The organism is Isoptericola sp. Y581, assembly GCF_059445475.1.
On sequence record NZ_JCAIUK010000007.1, the window covers coordinates 94,009 to 110,697 of the forward strand.

The following is a 16,689-nucleotide window of genomic DNA, read 5'->3' on the forward strand; positions in this document are numbered from 1 at the left end:
AGCAGTGCCGATGGGGGAGGTTCGTCGTCGTGAGGTCTTCGATGGGCACCGGCCTGGGCGCGCGCGCCGACACAGCGGAAACGGGAGCCCGGCGCCGCCGGTTCGGGAGGCAGCTCGCCACGGTGACCGCCTCGTGCGTGCTCGCCGCCGGCTTCCTCGCCGCCCCGGTCGCGGGCCTGCCGGGGAGCGAGATCGGCGACGACGCGATCTCCGCGGACCAGGGCTCGCCGGAGTTCGGCGCGGGCAGCCAGGTGGGCGAGGGCGTCTCGGTCGGGGTCGTCGGCACCTCCACCTCGGGCGGCCCGACGACGATCGCGGAGGTGCTGGGCGTCCTCGAGCGGGCGGAGATCGCCGCGAAGGACGCGGGCCGCAAGGTGACCCCGCAGGTGGAGCAGGCGGCCGCCGAGCTCGGCATGCTCCTGAGCACCTACCTGGCGCAGGAGGCCGAGAAGACCGCCGAGCAGCCCTTCGCCGCGGCGGACCACACGGTGCCGTCGCCCGTCGCCCTGAAGACGGTTCCCGAGCCGGCCGAGCCGTCGTCGGTCGCCGAGGACGTCGAGGACGTCGAGGTCACGAGCGTCGCGCGCGACGTCCCCACGGGGCCGGGCGCGGTGGACGCCGAGGCCGCCGTCGACGCCGGGGACCTCGTGACGCACGACGGGGAGGCCGTGACGTTCGACGACGTCCTGGTCGCCGCGACCCGGCTGGCCACGCTGCTCGACCCGGCGATGACGACCCTCGAGGCCGGCATCCTGCCGGCCGGCGCGGACGGGACGACCGCGGCTCGGGCGACGCTGACGGCGGGCCTGCTCCAGGTGGTCGACAAGTACGGGAACAGCACGGCGGGCTACGCCAACGGGCAGATCCCCACGTCGGCGCTGTGCCCCCTCGACTTCGCCCCGGGCCACATGCTGCGCTGTGACGCGGCCGAGCAGCTCACGGCCCTCAGCGCCGAGTACGAGAAGGAGTTCGGCGTCCCGATCCCGATGACGGACTCGTACCGCACCTACGACTCGCAGGTTCGCCTCAAGGCCACGAAGGGCTACCTCGCGGCGACGCCCGGTACCTCGAACCACGGCTGGGGTCTCGCCGTCGACCTCTCGACCCCGATCTCGACCGGCACGTCGGCCGAGTACACGTGGATGCGCGTGCACGCGCCGGACTACGGGTGGGACAACCCGTCCTGGGCACGGTTCACCGGCTCGAAGCCCGAGCCGTGGCACTTCGAGTTCTTCGCCGCCGGGCCGATCCCCGACCGTGCCTGGAACGCGGACGACGTCGACTCCTGGGGCGCCGGTGGCGGCAGCGGGGACACGCCGGACACGGTCGCCGAGCGCACCAAGGAGAAGGACCGGGCCAGGGACAGCAAGGCGCCGAGTAAGGCCGTCGGGAACTCGACGTCGGTCCAGAAGGGCTCGGGCAAGGACAAGGGGTCGAATCCGAGCAAGGGCGGCACGACGCCGGACAAGGGCGGCGACACCAAGCCGGGGGAGACCGGGAAGCAGAAGGTCACCGTGCCGGACGTCGCCGGCAAGAGCCTTGCCACGGCGAAGCAGCAGCTCGGGAAGCTTGGGCTCAAGGTGACGACGAGGACGGTGGCCAGTGACGAGCGCAAGGGCCAGGTCCTGACGACCCAGGGCGCCGGTACGAAGGTGTTGAAGGGGACGACCGTCACCCTCGTCGTCTCGAGCGGCCCGGAGCAGGTGCCGGAGAAGGTCGCGGTGCCGAATGTCGTCGGCAAGGGCGAGACGTCCGCGACGCAGGACCTGAAGAACGCCGGGCTCGATGTCACGGTGGTCGAGGAGCCCAGCACCAAGCAGGAAGCAGGCGACGTCGTCTCGACGGATCCCGCCGCCGGGACGAGGGTGAAGCAGGGTTCCACCGTGACGGTCACCGTCTCGACCGGCCCGCCGCAGCCGGAGCAGGTCACCGTGCCGGACGTCGTCGGCAAGGAGAAGGCGTCCGCGACGCAGGCGCTGAAGGACGCCGGCCTCGAGGTGACGGTGGTCGAGGACGCCAGCAGCGAGCAGGAGGCAGGCGACGTCGTCTCGACGGATCCCGCCGCCGGGACGAGCGTGGACGTCGGTTCTACCGTGACCGTCGCCGTCTCGACCGGGCCGCCGCCGCCGGAGCAGGTTGAGGTGCCGGATAGCCTCGTAGGCGAGGACCTGGAGACCGCGCAGCAGATCCTGGAGGACGCCGGGCTCACATGGAACGTGGTCAAGGCGACCAGCGACGAGGAGCCGAAGGGCGTCGTCGTGCGGATCGAGCCCGGCACCGAGGAGAGCGTGGACGCGGGTTCCACCGTGACCCTCGTCGTGTCGACCGGCCCGGGCGACGAGTGACGACCACCTCTTCCGCGGCGGAGACGCCGGGCGAGCGGCGCACGCGCGAGGCGTTGGAGCAGTCGGGGATCGCGTTCGAGATCGCACGGCACGGCCCGGTGGGTTCGCTGCAGGAGGCGGCGAGCGCTCGCGGCATCTCGCCGTCCCAGGTGATCAAGACGCTGGTGGTGCGCCGCGGCGAGGGCGACTACCTGTTCGTCCTCGTGCCCGGTGACCGCACGATCTCGTGGCCGCGGCTGCGCGCTCTGCTCGGCGTGTCCCGGCTGTCGATGCCGGACCGGAACGTGGCGCGCGACGTCACGGGCTACGAGCGGGGCACGATCACGCCGTTCGGCTCGCTCACCGCCTGGCCGGTGGTCGCCGACTCGCGGATCCCGGAGGCCGGCCAGGTGTCGATCGGGGCCGGCGGGCACGGGGTGTCTGCGACGGTCGACGGCGCCGAGCTGGTGCGCGTGCTCGACGCCCGGGTCGCGGACGTCACCGACCTGGACGACCCTGGACCGACGAGCACATCGACCCGTCAGAGTGACCGGATGCTGGACGAATCCGCCTGACGGGGGAACACTCGACGCGGGCCGCCCGCTGTACCGAGAGGACACAGACGGCGTCCGCGCGCCGACCGGCACCACGCCACGGGGAGCAGCACAAGCACATGGACATCGACACCAGCAACGACCCCGGGCCGAACTCCGGCATCGCGTCGCGCACCACCGACGAGGCCACCGTCCTCACCCTGTGGGGCGAGGTCGACGCCGCGCTGCGGGAGGCCGCGAGCGACGCGATGGCGGCGCTCGCCGCCCGGGGTACGACCCACCCCATCGTCCTGGACACCCGGGACGTCTCGTTCATCGACTCCTCCGGAGTCGCGTTCATCCTGCAGGTGTACATGCTCGGCCAGGAGTCGGGGACACCCGTGAGCCTGTTCCAGCCTTCGGACGCGGTGGCCGAGGTGCTGGAGATGGTGGGCATGGGCGGCCGCATTCCCCTGACCGAGTCCGAGTCCGCCGGCCGGCTCGGCTGACCCGGGTGGAGCTCCACCCGGAGGCCGTCCGTGCGGCGCGCCTCCGTGCGACGGGGCTGCGGGGCGGGCACCTGCCCGACCTTCCCGCCGTGGTCGGCGCCCAGCTGGCCGTGCAGGGCCAGGAGCTCCAGCCGGCCCTGTGGGGGCTGTCGCGTCGGGTGGCGCCGTCGTCGCGCCCCGACCGTGCTGCCGCCAACGCGGCCCTCACCGACGGGCTGGTGCTGCGTACGCACGCGCTGCGCCCCACCTGGCACCTGGTGCGGCCCGCCGACGCGCGCTGGCTGCTCGAGCTGACCGCGCCGCGCATCGCGCGTCTGATGGCGTCCACGGAGCGGTCGTGGGACCTGGGCGACCTCGGTCCGGGCACCGACGCTGTCGCCGCCTCGGTGTCGGACGGCCCGCGGACCCGCGCGGAGATCAAGGACGAGCTGCTCGCGCGCGGCGTCCTTGCGCCAGACGCTCCCGGCCTGGCGTTCACCCAGATGCTCATGCACGCCGAGCTGCAACAGCTCGTGATCAGCGGCCCGCCGCCGGCCGGGAAGCCGTATCAGCACCAGTCGTACGCGACGTTCGACGACCGGGTGCCCGCCGGGTACGGGCCGCTGGGCGAGCGCTTCGACGCGGAGGCCGCCACCGTCGAGCTGTGGCGCCGCTACCTGCCCGGCCGCGCCTTCGCCACGGTGAACGACCTGCGGCTGTGGAGCGACGTGACCGTCCGTGACCTCACGCCCGCCCTCGCCGCCCTGGTCGACGCGGGGGAGGTGTTGCAGGTGCCGGGCGCCGGGGACCTCGAAGGGCTGACGCTCGTCGGCACGGCCGGCACCGCCGCGGAGCGGCCCGACCCTGGCTTCGGCGAGGGGGACGAGGACGCCGGCGACGACGAGCCCGTCGTCGACCTGCTGCAGGCCTATGACGAGCTGCTCATGTCGTACCGCGAGACCCGGCACGTGGTGTTCGACCCGGCCCTGCCGCCCCAGGACCGCGCCGGCGCGTACGTGCACTGCGTGGCGGTGGACGGCGTCGTCGCCGGGCGCTGGCGCTGGCCGGCGCCCTCTGGCCGCGGTGCCGCCGTCGACGTGCAGTGGCTGCGCGACCCGACTGTGGCCGAGCGGGCCGCGCTGGACGCCGCCGTCGCCGACCTCGAGGCGTACCTCGGCGCGGTCGGGGGGATGGCAGGGTAGGGCCGTGCATCGCAACTGGGCCGGGAACTTCATGTACGCCGCATCCTCCGTCGTCCGACCGACGTCGCTCGAGGAGCTGGCCGACGTCCTCGAGGGCGCCGGGCAGGTGCGCGCCCTCGGGTCGCGCCACTCGTTCAACGACGTGGCGGACACCGACGGCGTCCACGTGCAGGTGGACGCGCTCGACGACGGCCGCCCGGCGGTGGACCCGGTGCCGGTGGACGGCGGGCCGGAGAACGAGGTCGTGTCGGTGAACGCGGGCCTGCGCTACGGCGAGGTGTCCCGCGCGCTGCACGCGACGGGGCGGGCGCTGGGCAACCTGGCCTCCCTGCCGCACATCTCGGTGGCCGGCGCCGTCGCCACGGCGACGCACGGCTCGGGCGACGCCAATCCGAGCCTTGCGGGCGCCGTCGAGGGCCTCGAGATCATGACGCCCGGCGGCGAGCTGCGCCGCATCACGCGCGCGAGCGACCCGGACGTCTTCGCCGGCACGGTGGTCTCGCTGGGCGCGCTGGGGATCGTGACGCGCGTGGAGCTGCGCACCGTCCCGGCGTTCACCGTGCGGCAGGACGTGGCGGCCGACGTGCCGTGGGACACCTACCTCGCGAACTTCGACGCCATCGCCTCCGCCGCGTACTCGGTGAGCGCGTTCACCAGCTGGGACGAGCCGGCGGTGCGGCACGTGTGGTTCAAGTCCGTGGCAGGGGCCGACGGCGGCCGGCGCCCCGAGGTGCGCGGCCTGGCGCCGCAGTTCCTGCGCTGGTCGGACGTCGCGGTGCACCCGCTGCCGGGCGTGGACCCGTCGGCGTGCACGGAGCAGCTCGGCGTCCCGGGCTCGTGGAACGAGCGGCTCAGCCACTTCCGTCTGGAGTTCACGCCGTCCGCGGGCGACGAGGTGCAGTCCGAGTACCTGCTGCCGCGCCGCAACGCCGTCGTGGCCATCGAGGCGATGCGCCGGCTCGGATCGCAGGTGGCCCCGCTGCTCCAGACGAGCGAGATCCGCACGATCGCCGCGGACGACCTATGGCTCAGCCCGTTCGACGAACCCTCCGTCGGCTTTCACTTCACCTGGCTGCCGCAGGAGGACGCGGTGCGGGCCGTGCTGCCCGCCGTCGAGGCGGCGCTGCTCCCGCTCGGGGCGCGTCCGCACTGGGGCAAGGTCAGCGTGCTCGCCCCGCAGGAGATGGCGGCGCTGTACCCGCGGTTCGACGACTTCCGCGAGCTCGCGGGGCGATTCGACCCCGAGGGCCGGCTGCGCGGCGGGCTCGTGGGGCGGCTGCTCGCCGGCTGAGCCTGCGCCCTCCTGAGCCTGTCGACCACTCCCCGCTGGTTGAGCCTGTCGAAACCCTGGTCTCGACAGGCTCGATCGACGATTCTGAGGGACCATCGGCGGTGAGACACGTCTGACGCGACGGTGAGCACCATGGAGGTTCGTCACCCGTGAGCGCAACATCCACAGATACCCAGCCCCCCCGTGAGCAGTTCAGCGGGCAGCTGGGGTTCATCCTGTCCGCGATCGGCTCCGCCGTGGGCCTGGGCAACATCTGGCGGTTCCCCGGCGTCGCGTACGAGAACGGCGGTGGCGCCTTCCTGGTGCCCTACGTGATCGCGCTGCTGACCGCGGGCATCCCGATCCTCTTCCTCGACTACGCGCTGGGCCACCGCTTCCGCGGCGGCCCCCCGACGGCGCTGCGCCGGGTGCGGCGGTGGCTGGAGGGCCTCGGCTGGTTCCAGGTGATGATCTGCTTCGTCATCTCCATCTACTACGCGGCGATCATCGCGTGGGCGCTCAGCTTCTTCGTCTACTCGTTCGACCTGCGGTGGGGCGACGACACGGCGGGCTTCTTCACCGGCGAGTACCTCCAGCTGTCGGACACCGCGAACGGCGGGGCCTGGTTCTCCCTCGACTTCGTCCCGGCCGTGCTGATCCCGCTGGTGCTGGTCTGGGTCGCCACGATCGCCGTCCTCGCGGGCGGTGTGGCCAAGGGCATCGAGAAGGCGAACGTGGTGTTCCTGCCGCTGCTGGTGATCGCATTCGCGGTGCTGGTCGTACGGGCCGTCTTCCTCGACGGCGCGACCGACGGGCTGAACGCGCTGTTCACGCCGGACTGGGGCGCGCTGAGCGACCCGAACGTGTGGATCGCCGCCTACGGGCAGATCTTCTTCTCCCTCTCCGTCGCCTTCGGCATCATGATCACCTACGCCTCCTACCGGAAGCGCCGGGCCAACCTGACGTCCCCGGGGCTCGTGGTGGCGTTCTCCAACTCCGGGTTCGAGATGCTCGCCGGCATCGGCGTGTTCGCCGCCCTCGGCTTCCTGGCGCACGAGCAGGGCGTGGCCGTGGCCGATATCGAGGGCATCTCGGGGCCCACGCTGTCCTTCATCACCTTCCCCGCCGTGGTCTCCCAGATGCCGGCCGGCGCCCTGTTCGGCGCCCTGTTCTTCGGGTCGCTGACGATGGCCGGGTTCACGTCGCTGATCTCGATCCTGCAGGTGGTCTCCGCGTCGTTCCAGGAGAAGTTCGGCCTGACCCGCCGCGGCGCCGTCGTCGGCATCGGGATCGTGGCGGCCGTGCTGTCGATCGTCGGGTTCTCCACGACGACCGGCCTCATCGCGCTGGACACTATCGACAACTGGTCCAACAACGTCGGCATCGTCGCGTCCGCCGTGCTCATGTGCATCTTCCTCGTCTGGGTGCTGCGTACCGGCCCCGAGCTGAGGTACCACATGAACGCGATCTCGACGTTCCAGGTGGGCCGCTGGTGGTACGTGTGCGTGGGGGCGGTCGTACCCGCCGTGCTGGCGTACATGCTGGTCTCGCGCATCGTGGACCTCGTCCAGAACCCCTACGAGGACTACGACGAGGGCTACCTGCTGTATGCGGGGTGGGGCACGATCGTGGTGATCGTGGCCGGCGCCGTCGTCCTGACCGCGACGCGGTGGAAGCGCAGCCCGGACGTGTTCACCCCGTGGCCGCCGTACCCGCCGGTGGCCGCCGCGACGAAGGAGGCCTCGCGATGACCGGCCCCGCGATCGCTCTCATGGTCCTGTCCCTCGTGATCATCTGGGGCGGGCTGGTCGTCAGCATCGTCGCCCTGCGCGCACGTCCGGAGCGGGGGGACTTCCCGCCCGGCGGCGACGACGACCACCGCGAGGACGAGGCCATCCCCGAGCGCGACACCTGACAGATGCCGCAGGCCACCGAAGGCGGTCAGTCCGCGCGGTTCTCGCGGACCTTCTCCGTGCCCTTCTTGAGCAGCACGAACGGCAGCAGGAACGCCGCGATCATGCCCAACACCCACACGATGACCGGGCCGATGATCCAGCCGGCGACGCCGGAGATCTCGAGGCCGTCGGTGATGAGGACGGCGACGATCAGCGCGACGAACGTCGAGACCAGGCCGACGCCGCCGAGGAACGCGGGCGCGCTGTTGCGTGCGACGCTCGCGAGGAACGGCGCGATGATCGCCTGCGCCAGCGCGAAGATGACGACCGCGAGGACGAAGCCCAGGGGCTCGGACCAGTTGATGGAGAAGGTCTCCAGGTCGAACGACACGAAGATCCACGCGGTCAGCAGGATGCCCACCGCGGCCGCGAGCAGGAAGGCCGCCATCCGGGCGAGGAATCTGATCATGCTCGGAGCATAGGGACGCCCTCGGTGCCCGGCATGTCGGACGGAGGGTGAGATGTCACGCCGGGAGCGACAGGAGCACGATCCCGCCCAGCACGACGAGCGACCCCACGATCTTGACCGCCGGGCGCTGCTCGCGGAAGAGCCACCACGCCAGCAGCGTGCCGATGACGATGCTCGACTCGCGGGCCGGGGCGACGAGGGCGACGGGGGTCGTCTGCATCGCGACGAGCACCAGGATGTAGGCCAGTGGCGACAGGACGGCGACGAGGACGATCTCCTTGACGTGCCGCCGGCTCATGCGGACCACCTCGGCCCGCCGTCCCCGGTCCCGCAGGATCGGGGCGAGCGTGAGCGACTGCCAGACCGCGTTGAACGCGAAGTAGGCCACGGGATCAAGGCCCAGGGAGGTGACGGCGTGGCCGTCCCACAGCGTGTAGGCGGCGATGGCGGTGCCGGTGGCGAGCCCCCAGCGCACGCCGACGAGGCCGCGGGCCGCGTCCACCCCGGAGGCGCCGGAGCTCGCGACCACCGCCACGCCGGCGATGACGACCAGGCCGCCGACCACGTGGATCGTGTCGACGTGCTCGCCGAGGAAGACGAGCGCGACCGCCATCGTGAGCAAGGGCCCCGTCCCGCGCGCCGTCGGGTAGACGATCCCGAGGTCGGCACGGCTGTAGCCGGTGTTCAGCACGACGCCGTAGAGGTTGTGCAGCACGCCCGAGACCGCGGCGGCGCCGACCAGTGCCCCCATGTCCGGCCAGCCCTCGCGCGCGAGGATGACCAGCCCGACGGGCAGCCACAGCACCGCCGACGCAGTGCCGTACAGCCACACGAAGACGCGCGAGTCCCCGACCACGCGCTTGGCGGCCACGTTCCACACCGCGTGGAGGACCGCGGCGGCCAGGACGAGGGCGAGCGAGGTGGTGGACATCGCGCCGACGGTACCCGCACCCGTCACCAGCCGGTTTGGAGAATCATGCAATCGGCGGAATAATCATGCATTGACCAGTCGCACCACCCCCGGAGCCCATCATGCGCACCCGCCCCGCCCTCGTGGCGACCGTCGTCACCTCGGCCGTCGCCGCCCTCGCCCTCACCGGCTGCACCACGGCCTCGCAGGACCTCGGATCTGACCCGGCCGCCTCCGACAGCGCGTCGGCCGCCGCGGTCGACCTCGACGCCATCGAGAAGGACGACGGGATCGCCGCGCTGGTCCCCGAGGCCGTGGCCGAGGACGGCAAGCTCAGCGTCGGCTCCAACCTCGAGTACGCGCCGGTGGAGTTCGTCGACGCCGACGGCACGACGCCGGTCGGCCTCGACATCGACATCGCGACGGCGCTCGCGAAGACGATGGGGCTGGAGCTCGAGGTGCAGAACGCCGGCTTCGACTCGATCATCCCGGCGATCGGCTCCAAGTACGAGGTCGGCTTCTCCGCCTTCACCGTCACCCCCGAGCGGCTGAAGACGGTCGACATGGTCAGCTACTTCACCGCCGGCTCGCAGTTCGCAGTGGCGAAGGGGAACCCCGAGGGCGTATCGCCCGACGAGCTCTGCGGCGTCACCGTGGGCGTGCAGACCGGCACCATCCAGCAGGACGAGCTCGCGGCCATCAGCCAGGAGTGCACCGACAAGGGCGAGGACGCCGTGGACGTGCTGCCCTACGACTCGCAGGCCGATGTCACCACCAACCTCACGGGCGGCAAGCTGCAGGCGATGTACGCCGACTCGCCGATCATCGCCTACGCCGTCGAGCAGACGGGCGGCACCGTCGAGGAGCTCGGCGAGGTCACGGACGCCGCCCCGTACGGCGCCGTCGTCGCGAAGGGCGACACCGAGCTCGCCCGGGCCGTGCAGGCCGGGCTGCAGAAGCTCATGGATGACGGCGTGCTCGCCCAGGTGGCCGACACCTGGGGCTCCGGCGCGGCCGTGCTCGACACGGCCGAGCTGAACCCGGCAGGCTGAGTCTGTGCCCGACCAGATGCCCGAACCCCTCCACGCCCGGCCGGTCCCCCGGCCGGGCCGGTGGGTGTCGGCCGCGATCGTCCTCGTCCTCGTGGCGATGGCGGTCAACGCGCTCGTCACCAACCCAAAATTCCGCTGGGACACCGTCTGGCTCTACCTGCGCGACGTCGTCGTCGTGCGCGGCGTGGGCTGGACGCTCGTCCTGACGTTCGGCTCGATGGTGCTCGCCATCGTGCTGGCGGTGATGCTCGCCGTGATGCGGCGCAGCGACAACCCCGTGATGCGCGGGGTGTCCTGGTTCTGGATCTGGTTCTTCCGCGGCACCCCGATCTACACCCAGCTGGTGTTCTGGGGCCTGCTGTCGGTGCTGTACCCGCGCCTGAGCCTGGGCGTGCCGTTCGGCCCGGAGTTCCTCACGTTCACCACGCAGGACGTCATCACGGCGTTCTGGGCGGCGCTGCTCGGCCTCGCGCTCAACGAGTCGGCCTACCTCGCGGAGATCGTGCGCGCCGGCCTCTCGTCGGTGGACCCGGGCCAGACGGAGGCCGCCAAGGCGCTGGGCATGAAGGACGGCAAGATCCTGCGCCGTATCGTGCTGCCGCAGGCGATGCGCGTCATCGTGCCGCCCACCGGCAACGAGACGATCTCCATGCTCAAGACGACGTCGCTGGTGCTGGCCGTGCCGTTCACGCTGGAGCTCACCTACGCCACCAACGCGATCGGCAACCGCATCTTCCAGCCCATCCCGCTGCTCATCGTCGCCGCGCTCTGGTACCTGCTCATCACGTCGGTCCTCATGATCGGCCAGCACTACCTGGAGCGGTACTACGGCCGCGGGTTCGACGGCGGCGCGACCCGTCGCCGCGGCGGTCGCGGCCCGCGCGGCGGGGGCAGGCCCAGCAAGCAGGCTCTCATCGGCGCGTCCGGCACCACCAAGGACGACCCCTTCCTGGAGGTGACCCCGTGACCGGATCTTCGCCGGTCGAGCCTGTCGCCCTTCGACAGGCTCAGGAACCGATGGTCGAGGTGCGCGACGTGCACAAGGTGTTCGGCCGCGGCCACGACGCCGTCCACGTGCTCAAGGGCATCGACCTCGACGTCGCGCGCGGCTCCGTCACCGTCGTCCTCGGGCCGTCCGGCTCCGGCAAGTCCACGCTGCTGCGCTGCGTCAACGAGCTCGAGGAGATCACCGCCGGCTCCGTCCAGGTGGACGGCGATCTCATGGGCTACCGCCGCGACGCCAAGGGCGTGCTGCACCGCCTGCACCCCAAGGTGATCGCCAAGCAGCGCTCCCGGATCGGGATGGTCTTCCAGCGCTTCCATCTGTTCCCGCACAAGACGGCGCTGGAGAACGTCATGGAGGCGCCCGTGCAGGTGCGCGGGCTGTCCCGGGCGGAGGCCCGGCGCAGAGCCCTCGAGCTGCTGGACCGGGTGGGCCTCGGCGACCGGGCGCAGTTCTACCCGGCGCAGCTGTCCGGCGGCCAGCAGCAGCGCGTCGCCATCGCGCGGGCGCTCGCGATGGACCCGGAGCTCATGCTCTTCGACGAGCCCACCTCCGCGCTCGACCCGGAGCTGGTGGGCGAGGTGCTCGCGGTCATGCAGGACCTGGCGCGGTCCGGCATGACGATGATCGTCGTGACGCACGAGATCGGCTTCGCCCGCGAGGTCGCCGACCACGTCGTCTTCATGGACGACGGCGCGATCGTCGAGGAGGGCTCACCCGCCGACGTGCTGGACAACCCCAACGAGCCGCGGCTGCAGGACTTCCTCGCACACGTGCTCTGAGGCCGTCGTCAGGAGGCGGCCCCCACGGCCGGGGACGCGGGTGTCCGCCGCGGCTTGCGGACCAGGGTGACGAACCACAGGGCGAAGGCGGCTGCCCCGGCGGCGGCCCACCCGCCGACGATCTGTCGCGCCAGGCCACGGCACGCGAGCCGCGCGGCCTCGGGGATCGCCTGGTCGGTCATGTCGAGGCTGTCGTCCAGGAGCCCGGCAGCGGCCGACCCCGACATGCACGTGGTCCCGTCCACGACGACGGGCGACAGGCTGAGCCACCACCCGACCGCCAGCACGGCGGTGGCCGCCCCGGTCACGGCCAGCTGAGTGGGGGTCAGGCGCCCGTACCGACGCAGGGCGAGGACGACCGTGGCCGCAGGGACGGCGAGGAGTACCGCCGTCCACAGGCAGAAGATCGCCACCCCGAGCTGGTCGCTGGTCACCGATCAGCCTCAGAGCGTGGCGCAGGCGCCACCCCAGTCCTTGTGGCCGATGGTGACCTTCTTCCAGATGTGCGCGGAGTAGCCGCCGGCCGACGTGCGGGTCTTGGAGATGGTGCGGGTGTCGCCGCTGTCCCAGGTGGCGCTGCCGCCCGTGAGCCAGGTGGTGCCGGTGGGGCAGCCGTTCGCGCTCGAGGAGACGCGGTAGATGCGCACGAAGCCGCGCACCGAGCCGGACCCGCGGTACTTCCACGACGCGTAGATGCGCCCGCTGCTCTTGGTGAGGCACATGGTGCCGGGGCCCGACGTCGTCTCGCACTGGTCGCCCGCGGGGAGGCTGAGGGGCGAGGCGCCGGCTGCCCCGGCGGCCTTCGTCGCCGTGTCGTCGCAGCTCTCCAGGAGGTCCACGCGGTGCGTGGCCAGGTCGGCGGGGGCGCCCATCGCGGCGTTGTAGTCGGCGTCGACCTCGTCGGAGATCGTGACGTCCTTCAGCGTGCACCCGCGGGCGGCAGCGTCGGCCTCCCAGTCGGTGGCCTCGGCGTCGGCCCGCTCCTGCGCGGCCCAGGCCTCCCAGTCGCTCGCGGCGCTGCCGGGCGCGGGCACCCCGGGGAGGTTCTCCACCTGCTCGGACGCACCGGTTGTGGCCTGTGACGTTGTCGCGGCGCCGAGCGACAGCCCCAACGCCAGCACGGTGACGCCCAGACCTGCGGCGATGTTTCTGTGGACGGTTCTGCCTCGGCTCATGTCACTCCTTGGTTGGGCTCCGGCGCGCTGTGGCGGCACCGTCGTCGACCCCTCGCGATGACTACCGTGTAGCACTCGGGGGGTTGCCGGCAACTCCAGTGGTAGGACGGAAGGGTCTGAGGTGGACGACGCACGTGCCCGCGAGCTGCTGACGCAGATGTGGGTGGATCAGCACGAGGCGGTCACGAGATTCGTGGCGCGCCGGGTGGATCCCGCCCTCGTGGACGACGTCGTCTCCGAGACTTTCCTGGTCGCGTGGCGCCGGCTCGCCGACGTTCCCGACGACCCGAAGCCGTGGTTGTTCGGCGTCGCCCGGAACGTGCTGGCCACCCACCTGCGCACCCACGGGCGCTGGCGGGCGCTCGGCGTCCGGCTCGAGCGCGAGCCCGAGCCGGCCAAGCAAGGCACCGCCGATCTCGCGGCCGACCGGGCCGACCTGCGGCGCGCGTGGGGGATGCTCTCCGACGCCGACCGAGAGGTCATCGCGCTGGTCGCGTGGGACGGGCTCACCACCGTGGAGGGCGCGCGCGTCCTCGGGTGCCGGCCTTCCACCTTCTCCGTCCGTCTGACCAGGGCCCGCAAGCGGCTGCTGGCCTTCTCCGGCCTGCCGGCCGACACGGCCAGCGTGCTGCAGAAGCTCCAGGAGGCGCGATGAAGTCCCCGATGATGGTCGAGCTCGCCGGCCTCGACCCCGCACACGACATCGAGGCCCCCGGCCGGGCCGACGACGAGGCCCTGCTGGCCATCCTCGGCTCGCCGCGGTCGGCGACGCCGATCCGGCGCACCCCGCGCCCGGCCGTCCTCGCGGGGGCCGCTGCGGCGGCCGTCGTGGTGGTCGCGGTCGTGGCGACCGTGACCGACCTGGGCGCGCCCGCCGCGTACGCGAGCTGGACGGCGACCCCCACCGTGCTGTCCGCCGCCGACGCCACCGAGCGGGCCTCCGCGTGCGACACGAGTGCGCACCAGATCTCCGAGGGCGCGGACGGGCCGCAGGTCGCGGACGTACCGATCAGCCCGGTGCTCGCCGAGGAGCGTGGCGACTACACCTACGTGCTGCTCACCGGCGACACGGCGGTCGGGGAGTGCCTGGTCACGACCCAGGCGTCGGGCGCGAGCGATGTCGTGACGGGCGACGCGGTGCTGGAGTCCGCGCCGGCGGAGCCCGGCGCGCGCGAGGTGACCTCCCTGCAGTCCGGCACGGCCTCGTGGTCCGAGGGCGACACGGGCGACGGCGCGCTCAGCTCGGCGTACGGACAGGCCGGCGCCGACGTCGTCGGCGTCGAGCTCGTGGACGAGTCCGGCGAACGGGTCCGTGCGACCGTGCAGGACGGCTGGTGGGCGGCCTGGGCGCCGGGCGAGGCGTCGCTCGGCGACACCGCCGAGGTGACGTTCACCGACGGCGCGACGGCGAGGGTCACGATCGGCTGAGGTCGGCCGCGACCCTGCCCGACGTCGTCGCAACCCGGTGGAACCTTCGCGGCGGTTGCTGCGTGTACCGGTCGTGACCACCACGAGCGACGCCGCCGCTGCCGCCGGTGCCCTGCCCGACCGGCGGCACGACGTGCCGTTCGTCGACGTGCGCGTGACGCACGCGAACCGCAACGCCGAGTTCACGGCGTTCATGGCCGCGGCGGCAGACCCGCTGCACCGCACCGCCTACCTGCTGTGCGGCGACCGGCACCGTGCCGAGGAGCTGGTGCAGCAGACGTTCGAACGTACCTACCGCGTCGGGCCCGCGACGGCGATCACGTCGGCCGCGCCCGAGCCCGAGCCCGTGAGCGCGTGCGTCCCGCGGCTCGTCGACGTGACCTGGCGCAGGGAGACCGTCACGCCGATCGTGATGTGGGCCGACCGGGTGGTCGTGCCGGAGGAGCCCGACGTCTCCTTCGCGGCGGAACGCACGATCGCCTTCGACCCTCGTGCCGCGCCGCTACCGCGACCTGCGAGGGCGAGAAGGCCGACGTCGCACTGAGCTACTGGGAACCGGCGGGGGAGCCCATCGAGCTCGCGTGCGCGGACCCGGCGAAGGACGACGTCGCGGTGCACGTCAAACGCGCCTACTGCCCGGGCGACCTCTCGGCCGCCGAGCGCGACGTCATCGGGCTCGAACCCGCCGACGCGGACTCGGTGCGCCTGGTGGAGCTGGTCGCCGGGCAGCTGCGCCTGCCCTGGACGCGCTGAGGGCCTATTCCCCTTCCTCGCAGGCGATGCCGTTGCCGTTGGCGTCGAGCGCGCCGCGGTAGGCGGGCTGGCCGTTCTGGATGGGGGCGGCGCCGGCCTCGCGCGCGGCGTTGCAGTCCCAGTAGAACCACGCGGCGCCCTCCTGAGGCTCCTCCTGCTGCTGTTGTTCCTGTTGCTGCTGGTCGGCCTGCGACTGCTGGTCGGCGAGCTGCTGCTGCTTGGAGGCGAGCTCGGTCTCCTGGGCCTCGGCCGCCTTCTCCCGCTCCTTCAGCTCCTGCTCACGCTTCTCGACGTCGGCCCGCTGGGCGACCAGCTTCTCGTTCGCCTCGGTGGCCTCGGCCTCCTTCGCCTCGGCCGCGGCGACCTTGCGGTCGGCGTCGACGAGCGCCTGCGCGGCGTCGGAGCTCCGCATCATCGAGACCGTGACCCCGAGGATGCAGCCGAAGGCGAGGCAGGCCACGGCCACGCCGGTGATGAGCATGCTCGACGGGCGCGCGGGCCTGGCGGTGCGCGTCGCCCCGGCGCGGGGTGGCGCGCCAGCGGCCGCGGCGGCCGCGGCGGCCTCCTGCGCGCGCTGCGCGCGCTGCGCGCTGCGGCGGTCGCCGGCGTCGCGGAGCTTGTCGCCCACGGTGCGCAGCGCCGCCGAGACCGGCGAGGCCGACTCGCGACCGCCCTCCAGCGAGCCGCCGAGCGGGCCGACGGAAGGCACCGCCGGCGGCGGCGGGGGAGGCGGCGGCGCGAGCGTCGCGACCGGCTCGCCGTACGTCACGGTCGCGGCGGGCGGCGGCGTCGCGGACGGGGCGGAGGCCGCGGCGCGGATGGGCGCCATGATCGTGGTCGCCTCGGCCGGCGACTCGGGGCGGGCCGGGCGTGCGGCCGCCTGGTCGTCGACCCAGTAGTCCCACCCGGGGGGCGCGGGCGGCCACGCAGGGTCGGGGCCCCACCCGGCGTCGGGCCGGAACCCCGGGGGCACCGGCCACCCCGGGGGCGGGTTGAAACGCACTGCCATGACACTCCTCCGTCGTCGAGCGGCCCCTACTATGGCGGAAACCGGGCGCTCCGGTCCATGTCGGCCGTCGCGCGACCACCGCCCTACGATGGAGAGAGGTCCCCGCCGGCTCGTCAGGCCGGGGGCTGCACACCGGTGTCGGCCCCCCGGGAGGTGCTGCGGTAGTGCGCCACGACGACGCCGGTCGCGACGACGCCGAGCACCACGGGGACGCTGAAGAGCTTCGCCGTCGTGAACGGCGGTGTGACCGCCGCCACCACCGGGGGCGCCCGGAACCCGGCGTACGCGACGGGGTACGCCCGTCGGCCCGGCCAGGTCGCGCGCGCCCCAGCGATGCGCTGCACCTCGAGCCGGGCAGACGAGAGGCCGATCCCGATGCCGCGAGGGATCGCGTGC

20 protein-coding genes are annotated in these 16,689 nt (G+C 72.7%); 14 read left to right on the top strand and 6 right to left on the bottom strand.

The genetic code is table 11. From position 1 onward, the window contains the following. Positions 1 to 29: 29 nt before the first annotated feature. From AC1C2W_RS14260 to AC1C2W_RS14290, 7 genes are all read left to right on the top strand, one after another. Complete coding sequence (locus tag AC1C2W_RS14260) at positions 30 to 2,345, top strand: PASTA domain-containing protein (RefSeq protein ID WP_495413450.1); 2,316 nt, start codon at positions 30 to 32, stop codon at positions 2,343 to 2,345. Then, positions 2,342 to 2,899, top strand: coding sequence for an aminoacyl-tRNA deacylase (locus tag AC1C2W_RS14265; RefSeq protein WP_495389921.1), 558 nt, complete (start codon positions 2,342 to 2,344; stop codon positions 2,897 to 2,899). Before AC1C2W_RS14260 ends, AC1C2W_RS14265 begins: the two co-directional genes overlap by 4 nt. 98 nt (positions 2,900 to 2,997) lie before the next feature. After that, positions 2,998 to 3,366 (top strand): STAS domain-containing protein, encoded by a 369-nt coding sequence (locus tag AC1C2W_RS14270; protein ID WP_495389922.1) that lies wholly within the window; start codon positions 2,998 to 3,000, stop codon positions 3,364 to 3,366. Positions 3,367 to 3,371: 5 nt separating this feature from the next. Next, a complete protein-coding gene (locus AC1C2W_RS14275; RefSeq protein ID WP_495413451.1) occupies positions 3,372 to 4,547 on the top strand; it encodes a winged helix DNA-binding domain-containing protein in 1,176 nt (391 codons plus the stop codon). Positions 4,548 to 4,551: 4 nt separating this feature from the next. After that, positions 4,552 to 5,838 carry an FAD-binding protein gene (locus AC1C2W_RS14280; protein WP_495389924.1) on the top strand — a complete coding sequence of 429 codons (1,287 nt, stop codon included), beginning with the start codon at positions 4,552 to 4,554 and terminating at the stop codon, positions 5,836 to 5,838. 149 nt (positions 5,839 to 5,987) lie between these two features. Next, the gene (locus AC1C2W_RS14285; protein WP_495413452.1) at positions 5,988 to 7,568 is read left to right on the top strand and encodes a sodium-dependent transporter; all 1,581 of its coding nucleotides are present in this window, start codon (positions 5,988 to 5,990) and stop codon (positions 7,566 to 7,568) included. Then, complete coding sequence (locus AC1C2W_RS14290; protein ID WP_495389926.1) at positions 7,565 to 7,732, top strand: methionine/alanine import family NSS transporter small subunit; 168 nt, start codon at positions 7,565 to 7,567, stop codon at positions 7,730 to 7,732. The genes AC1C2W_RS14285 and AC1C2W_RS14290 overlap by 4 nt, the downstream gene beginning before the upstream one ends. 26 nt (positions 7,733 to 7,758) lie before the next feature. Here AC1C2W_RS14290 and AC1C2W_RS14295 read toward each other — a convergent pair whose 3' ends face one another. Further along, positions 7,759 to 8,181, bottom strand: a complete 423-nt coding sequence (locus AC1C2W_RS14295) for a hypothetical protein (protein WP_495389927.1) — start codon at positions 8,179 to 8,181, stop codon at positions 7,759 to 7,761. Between the two features lie 55 nt (positions 8,182 to 8,236). Further along, positions 8,237 to 9,112, bottom strand: a complete 876-nt coding sequence (locus AC1C2W_RS14300; RefSeq protein ID WP_495389928.1) for an EamA family transporter — start codon at positions 9,110 to 9,112, stop codon at positions 8,237 to 8,239. Positions 9,113 to 9,213: 101 nt separating this feature from the next. On the opposite strand from AC1C2W_RS14300, the gene AC1C2W_RS14305 reads away from it, so the two are divergent. The 3 genes from AC1C2W_RS14305 to AC1C2W_RS14315 are packed head-to-tail and all read left to right on the top strand — an operon-like array spanning position 9,214 to position 11,928. Further along, positions 9,214 to 10,143 carry an ABC transporter substrate-binding protein gene (locus tag AC1C2W_RS14305; RefSeq protein ID WP_495389929.1) on the top strand — a complete coding sequence of 310 codons (930 nt, stop codon included), beginning with the start codon at positions 9,214 to 9,216 and terminating at the stop codon, positions 10,141 to 10,143. A 16-nt stretch (positions 10,144 to 10,159) separates the two neighbouring features. Further along, positions 10,160 to 11,110 carry an amino acid ABC transporter permease gene (locus AC1C2W_RS14310; protein ID WP_495390154.1) on the top strand — a complete coding sequence of 317 codons (951 nt, stop codon included), beginning with the start codon at positions 10,160 to 10,162 and terminating at the stop codon, positions 11,108 to 11,110. Positions 11,111 to 11,160: 50 nt separating this feature from the next. Beyond that, complete coding sequence (locus AC1C2W_RS14315; RefSeq protein WP_495390155.1) at positions 11,161 to 11,928, top strand: amino acid ABC transporter ATP-binding protein; 768 nt, start codon at positions 11,161 to 11,163, stop codon at positions 11,926 to 11,928. A gap of 8 nt (positions 11,929 to 11,936) precedes the next feature. Here AC1C2W_RS14315 and AC1C2W_RS14320 read toward each other — a convergent pair whose 3' ends face one another. Together AC1C2W_RS14320 and AC1C2W_RS14325 are read right to left on the bottom strand one after the other, a co-directional pair. Continuing rightward, positions 11,937 to 12,362: a hypothetical protein gene (locus AC1C2W_RS14320; protein WP_495389930.1), complete on the bottom strand. Its 426-nt coding sequence runs from the start codon at positions 12,360 to 12,362 to the stop codon at positions 11,937 to 11,939. A gap of 9 nt (positions 12,363 to 12,371) precedes the next feature. Further along, positions 12,372 to 13,103, bottom strand: coding sequence for a hypothetical protein (locus tag AC1C2W_RS14325; RefSeq protein ID WP_495413453.1), 732 nt, complete (start codon positions 13,101 to 13,103; stop codon positions 12,372 to 12,374). A 121-nt stretch (positions 13,104 to 13,224) separates the two neighbouring features. On the opposite strand from AC1C2W_RS14325, the gene AC1C2W_RS14330 reads away from it, so the two are divergent. The 4 genes from AC1C2W_RS14330 (at position 13,225) to AC1C2W_RS14345 (ending at position 15,284) form a co-directional block, all read left to right on the top strand. Continuing rightward, positions 13,225 to 13,758 carry an RNA polymerase sigma factor gene (locus AC1C2W_RS14330; RefSeq protein ID WP_495389932.1) on the top strand — a complete coding sequence of 178 codons (534 nt, stop codon included), beginning with the start codon at positions 13,225 to 13,227 and terminating at the stop codon, positions 13,756 to 13,758. Beyond that, the gene (locus AC1C2W_RS14335; protein WP_495413454.1) at positions 13,755 to 14,531 is read left to right on the top strand and encodes a hypothetical protein; all 777 of its coding nucleotides are present in this window, start codon (positions 13,755 to 13,757) and stop codon (positions 14,529 to 14,531) included. The genes AC1C2W_RS14330 and AC1C2W_RS14335 overlap by 4 nt, the downstream gene beginning before the upstream one ends. A gap of 73 nt (positions 14,532 to 14,604) precedes the next feature. Next, positions 14,605 to 15,075, top strand: coding sequence for a hypothetical protein (locus tag AC1C2W_RS14340; protein WP_495413455.1), 471 nt, complete (start codon positions 14,605 to 14,607; stop codon positions 15,073 to 15,075). Positions 15,076 to 15,143: 68 nt separating this feature from the next. Next, entirely contained in the window at positions 15,144 to 15,284 is a 141-nt protein-coding gene (locus AC1C2W_RS14345; protein WP_495413456.1) for a hypothetical protein, read from the top strand. A gap of 4 nt (positions 15,285 to 15,288) precedes the next feature. Here the strand turns inward: AC1C2W_RS14345 and AC1C2W_RS14350 are convergent, their stop codons facing one another. Both AC1C2W_RS14350 and AC1C2W_RS14355 read right to left on the bottom strand, forming a co-directional pair. After that, positions 15,289 to 16,293, bottom strand: coding sequence for an excalibur calcium-binding domain-containing protein (locus AC1C2W_RS14350; RefSeq protein WP_495413457.1), 1,005 nt, complete (start codon positions 16,291 to 16,293; stop codon positions 15,289 to 15,291). Between the two features lie 113 nt (positions 16,294 to 16,406). After that, the gene (locus AC1C2W_RS14355) at positions 16,407 to 16,637 is read right to left on the bottom strand and encodes a hypothetical protein (protein WP_495413458.1); all 231 of its coding nucleotides are present in this window, start codon (positions 16,635 to 16,637) and stop codon (positions 16,407 to 16,409) included. Positions 16,638 to 16,689: the final 52 nt, after the last annotated feature.

Bases quoted from the DNA above. Each gene is read 5' to 3' on its own strand.
- AC1C2W_RS14270 (WP_495389922.1), top strand. From the start codon at position 2,998: ATGGACATCGACACCAGCAACGACCCCGGGCCGAACTCCGGCATCGCG.
- AC1C2W_RS14290 (WP_495389926.1), top strand. From the start codon at position 7,565: ATGACCGGCCCCGCGATCGCTCTCATGGTCCTGTCCCTCGTGATCATC.
- AC1C2W_RS14295 (WP_495389927.1), bottom strand. From the start codon at position 8,181: ATGATCAGATTCCTCGCCCGGATGGCGGCCTTCCTGCTCGCGGCCGCG.
- AC1C2W_RS14300 (WP_495389928.1), bottom strand. From the start codon at position 9,112: ATGTCCACCACCTCGCTCGCCCTCGTCCTGGCCGCCGCGGTCCTCCAC.
- AC1C2W_RS14305 (WP_495389929.1), top strand. From the start codon at position 9,214: ATGCGCACCCGCCCCGCCCTCGTGGCGACCGTCGTCACCTCGGCCGTC.
- AC1C2W_RS14310 (WP_495390154.1), top strand. From the start codon at position 10,160: ATGCCCGAACCCCTCCACGCCCGGCCGGTCCCCCGGCCGGGCCGGTGG.
- AC1C2W_RS14315 (WP_495390155.1), top strand. From the start codon at position 11,161: ATGGTCGAGGTGCGCGACGTGCACAAGGTGTTCGGCCGCGGCCACGAC.
- AC1C2W_RS14325 (WP_495413453.1), bottom strand. From the start codon at position 13,103: ATGAGCCGAGGCAGAACCGTCCACAGAAACATCGCCGCAGGTCTGGGC.
- AC1C2W_RS14335 (WP_495413454.1), top strand. From the start codon at position 13,755: ATGAAGTCCCCGATGATGGTCGAGCTCGCCGGCCTCGACCCCGCACAC.
- AC1C2W_RS14350 (WP_495413457.1), bottom strand. From the start codon at position 16,293: ATGGCAGTGCGTTTCAACCCGCCCCCGGGGTGGCCGGTGCCCCCGGGG.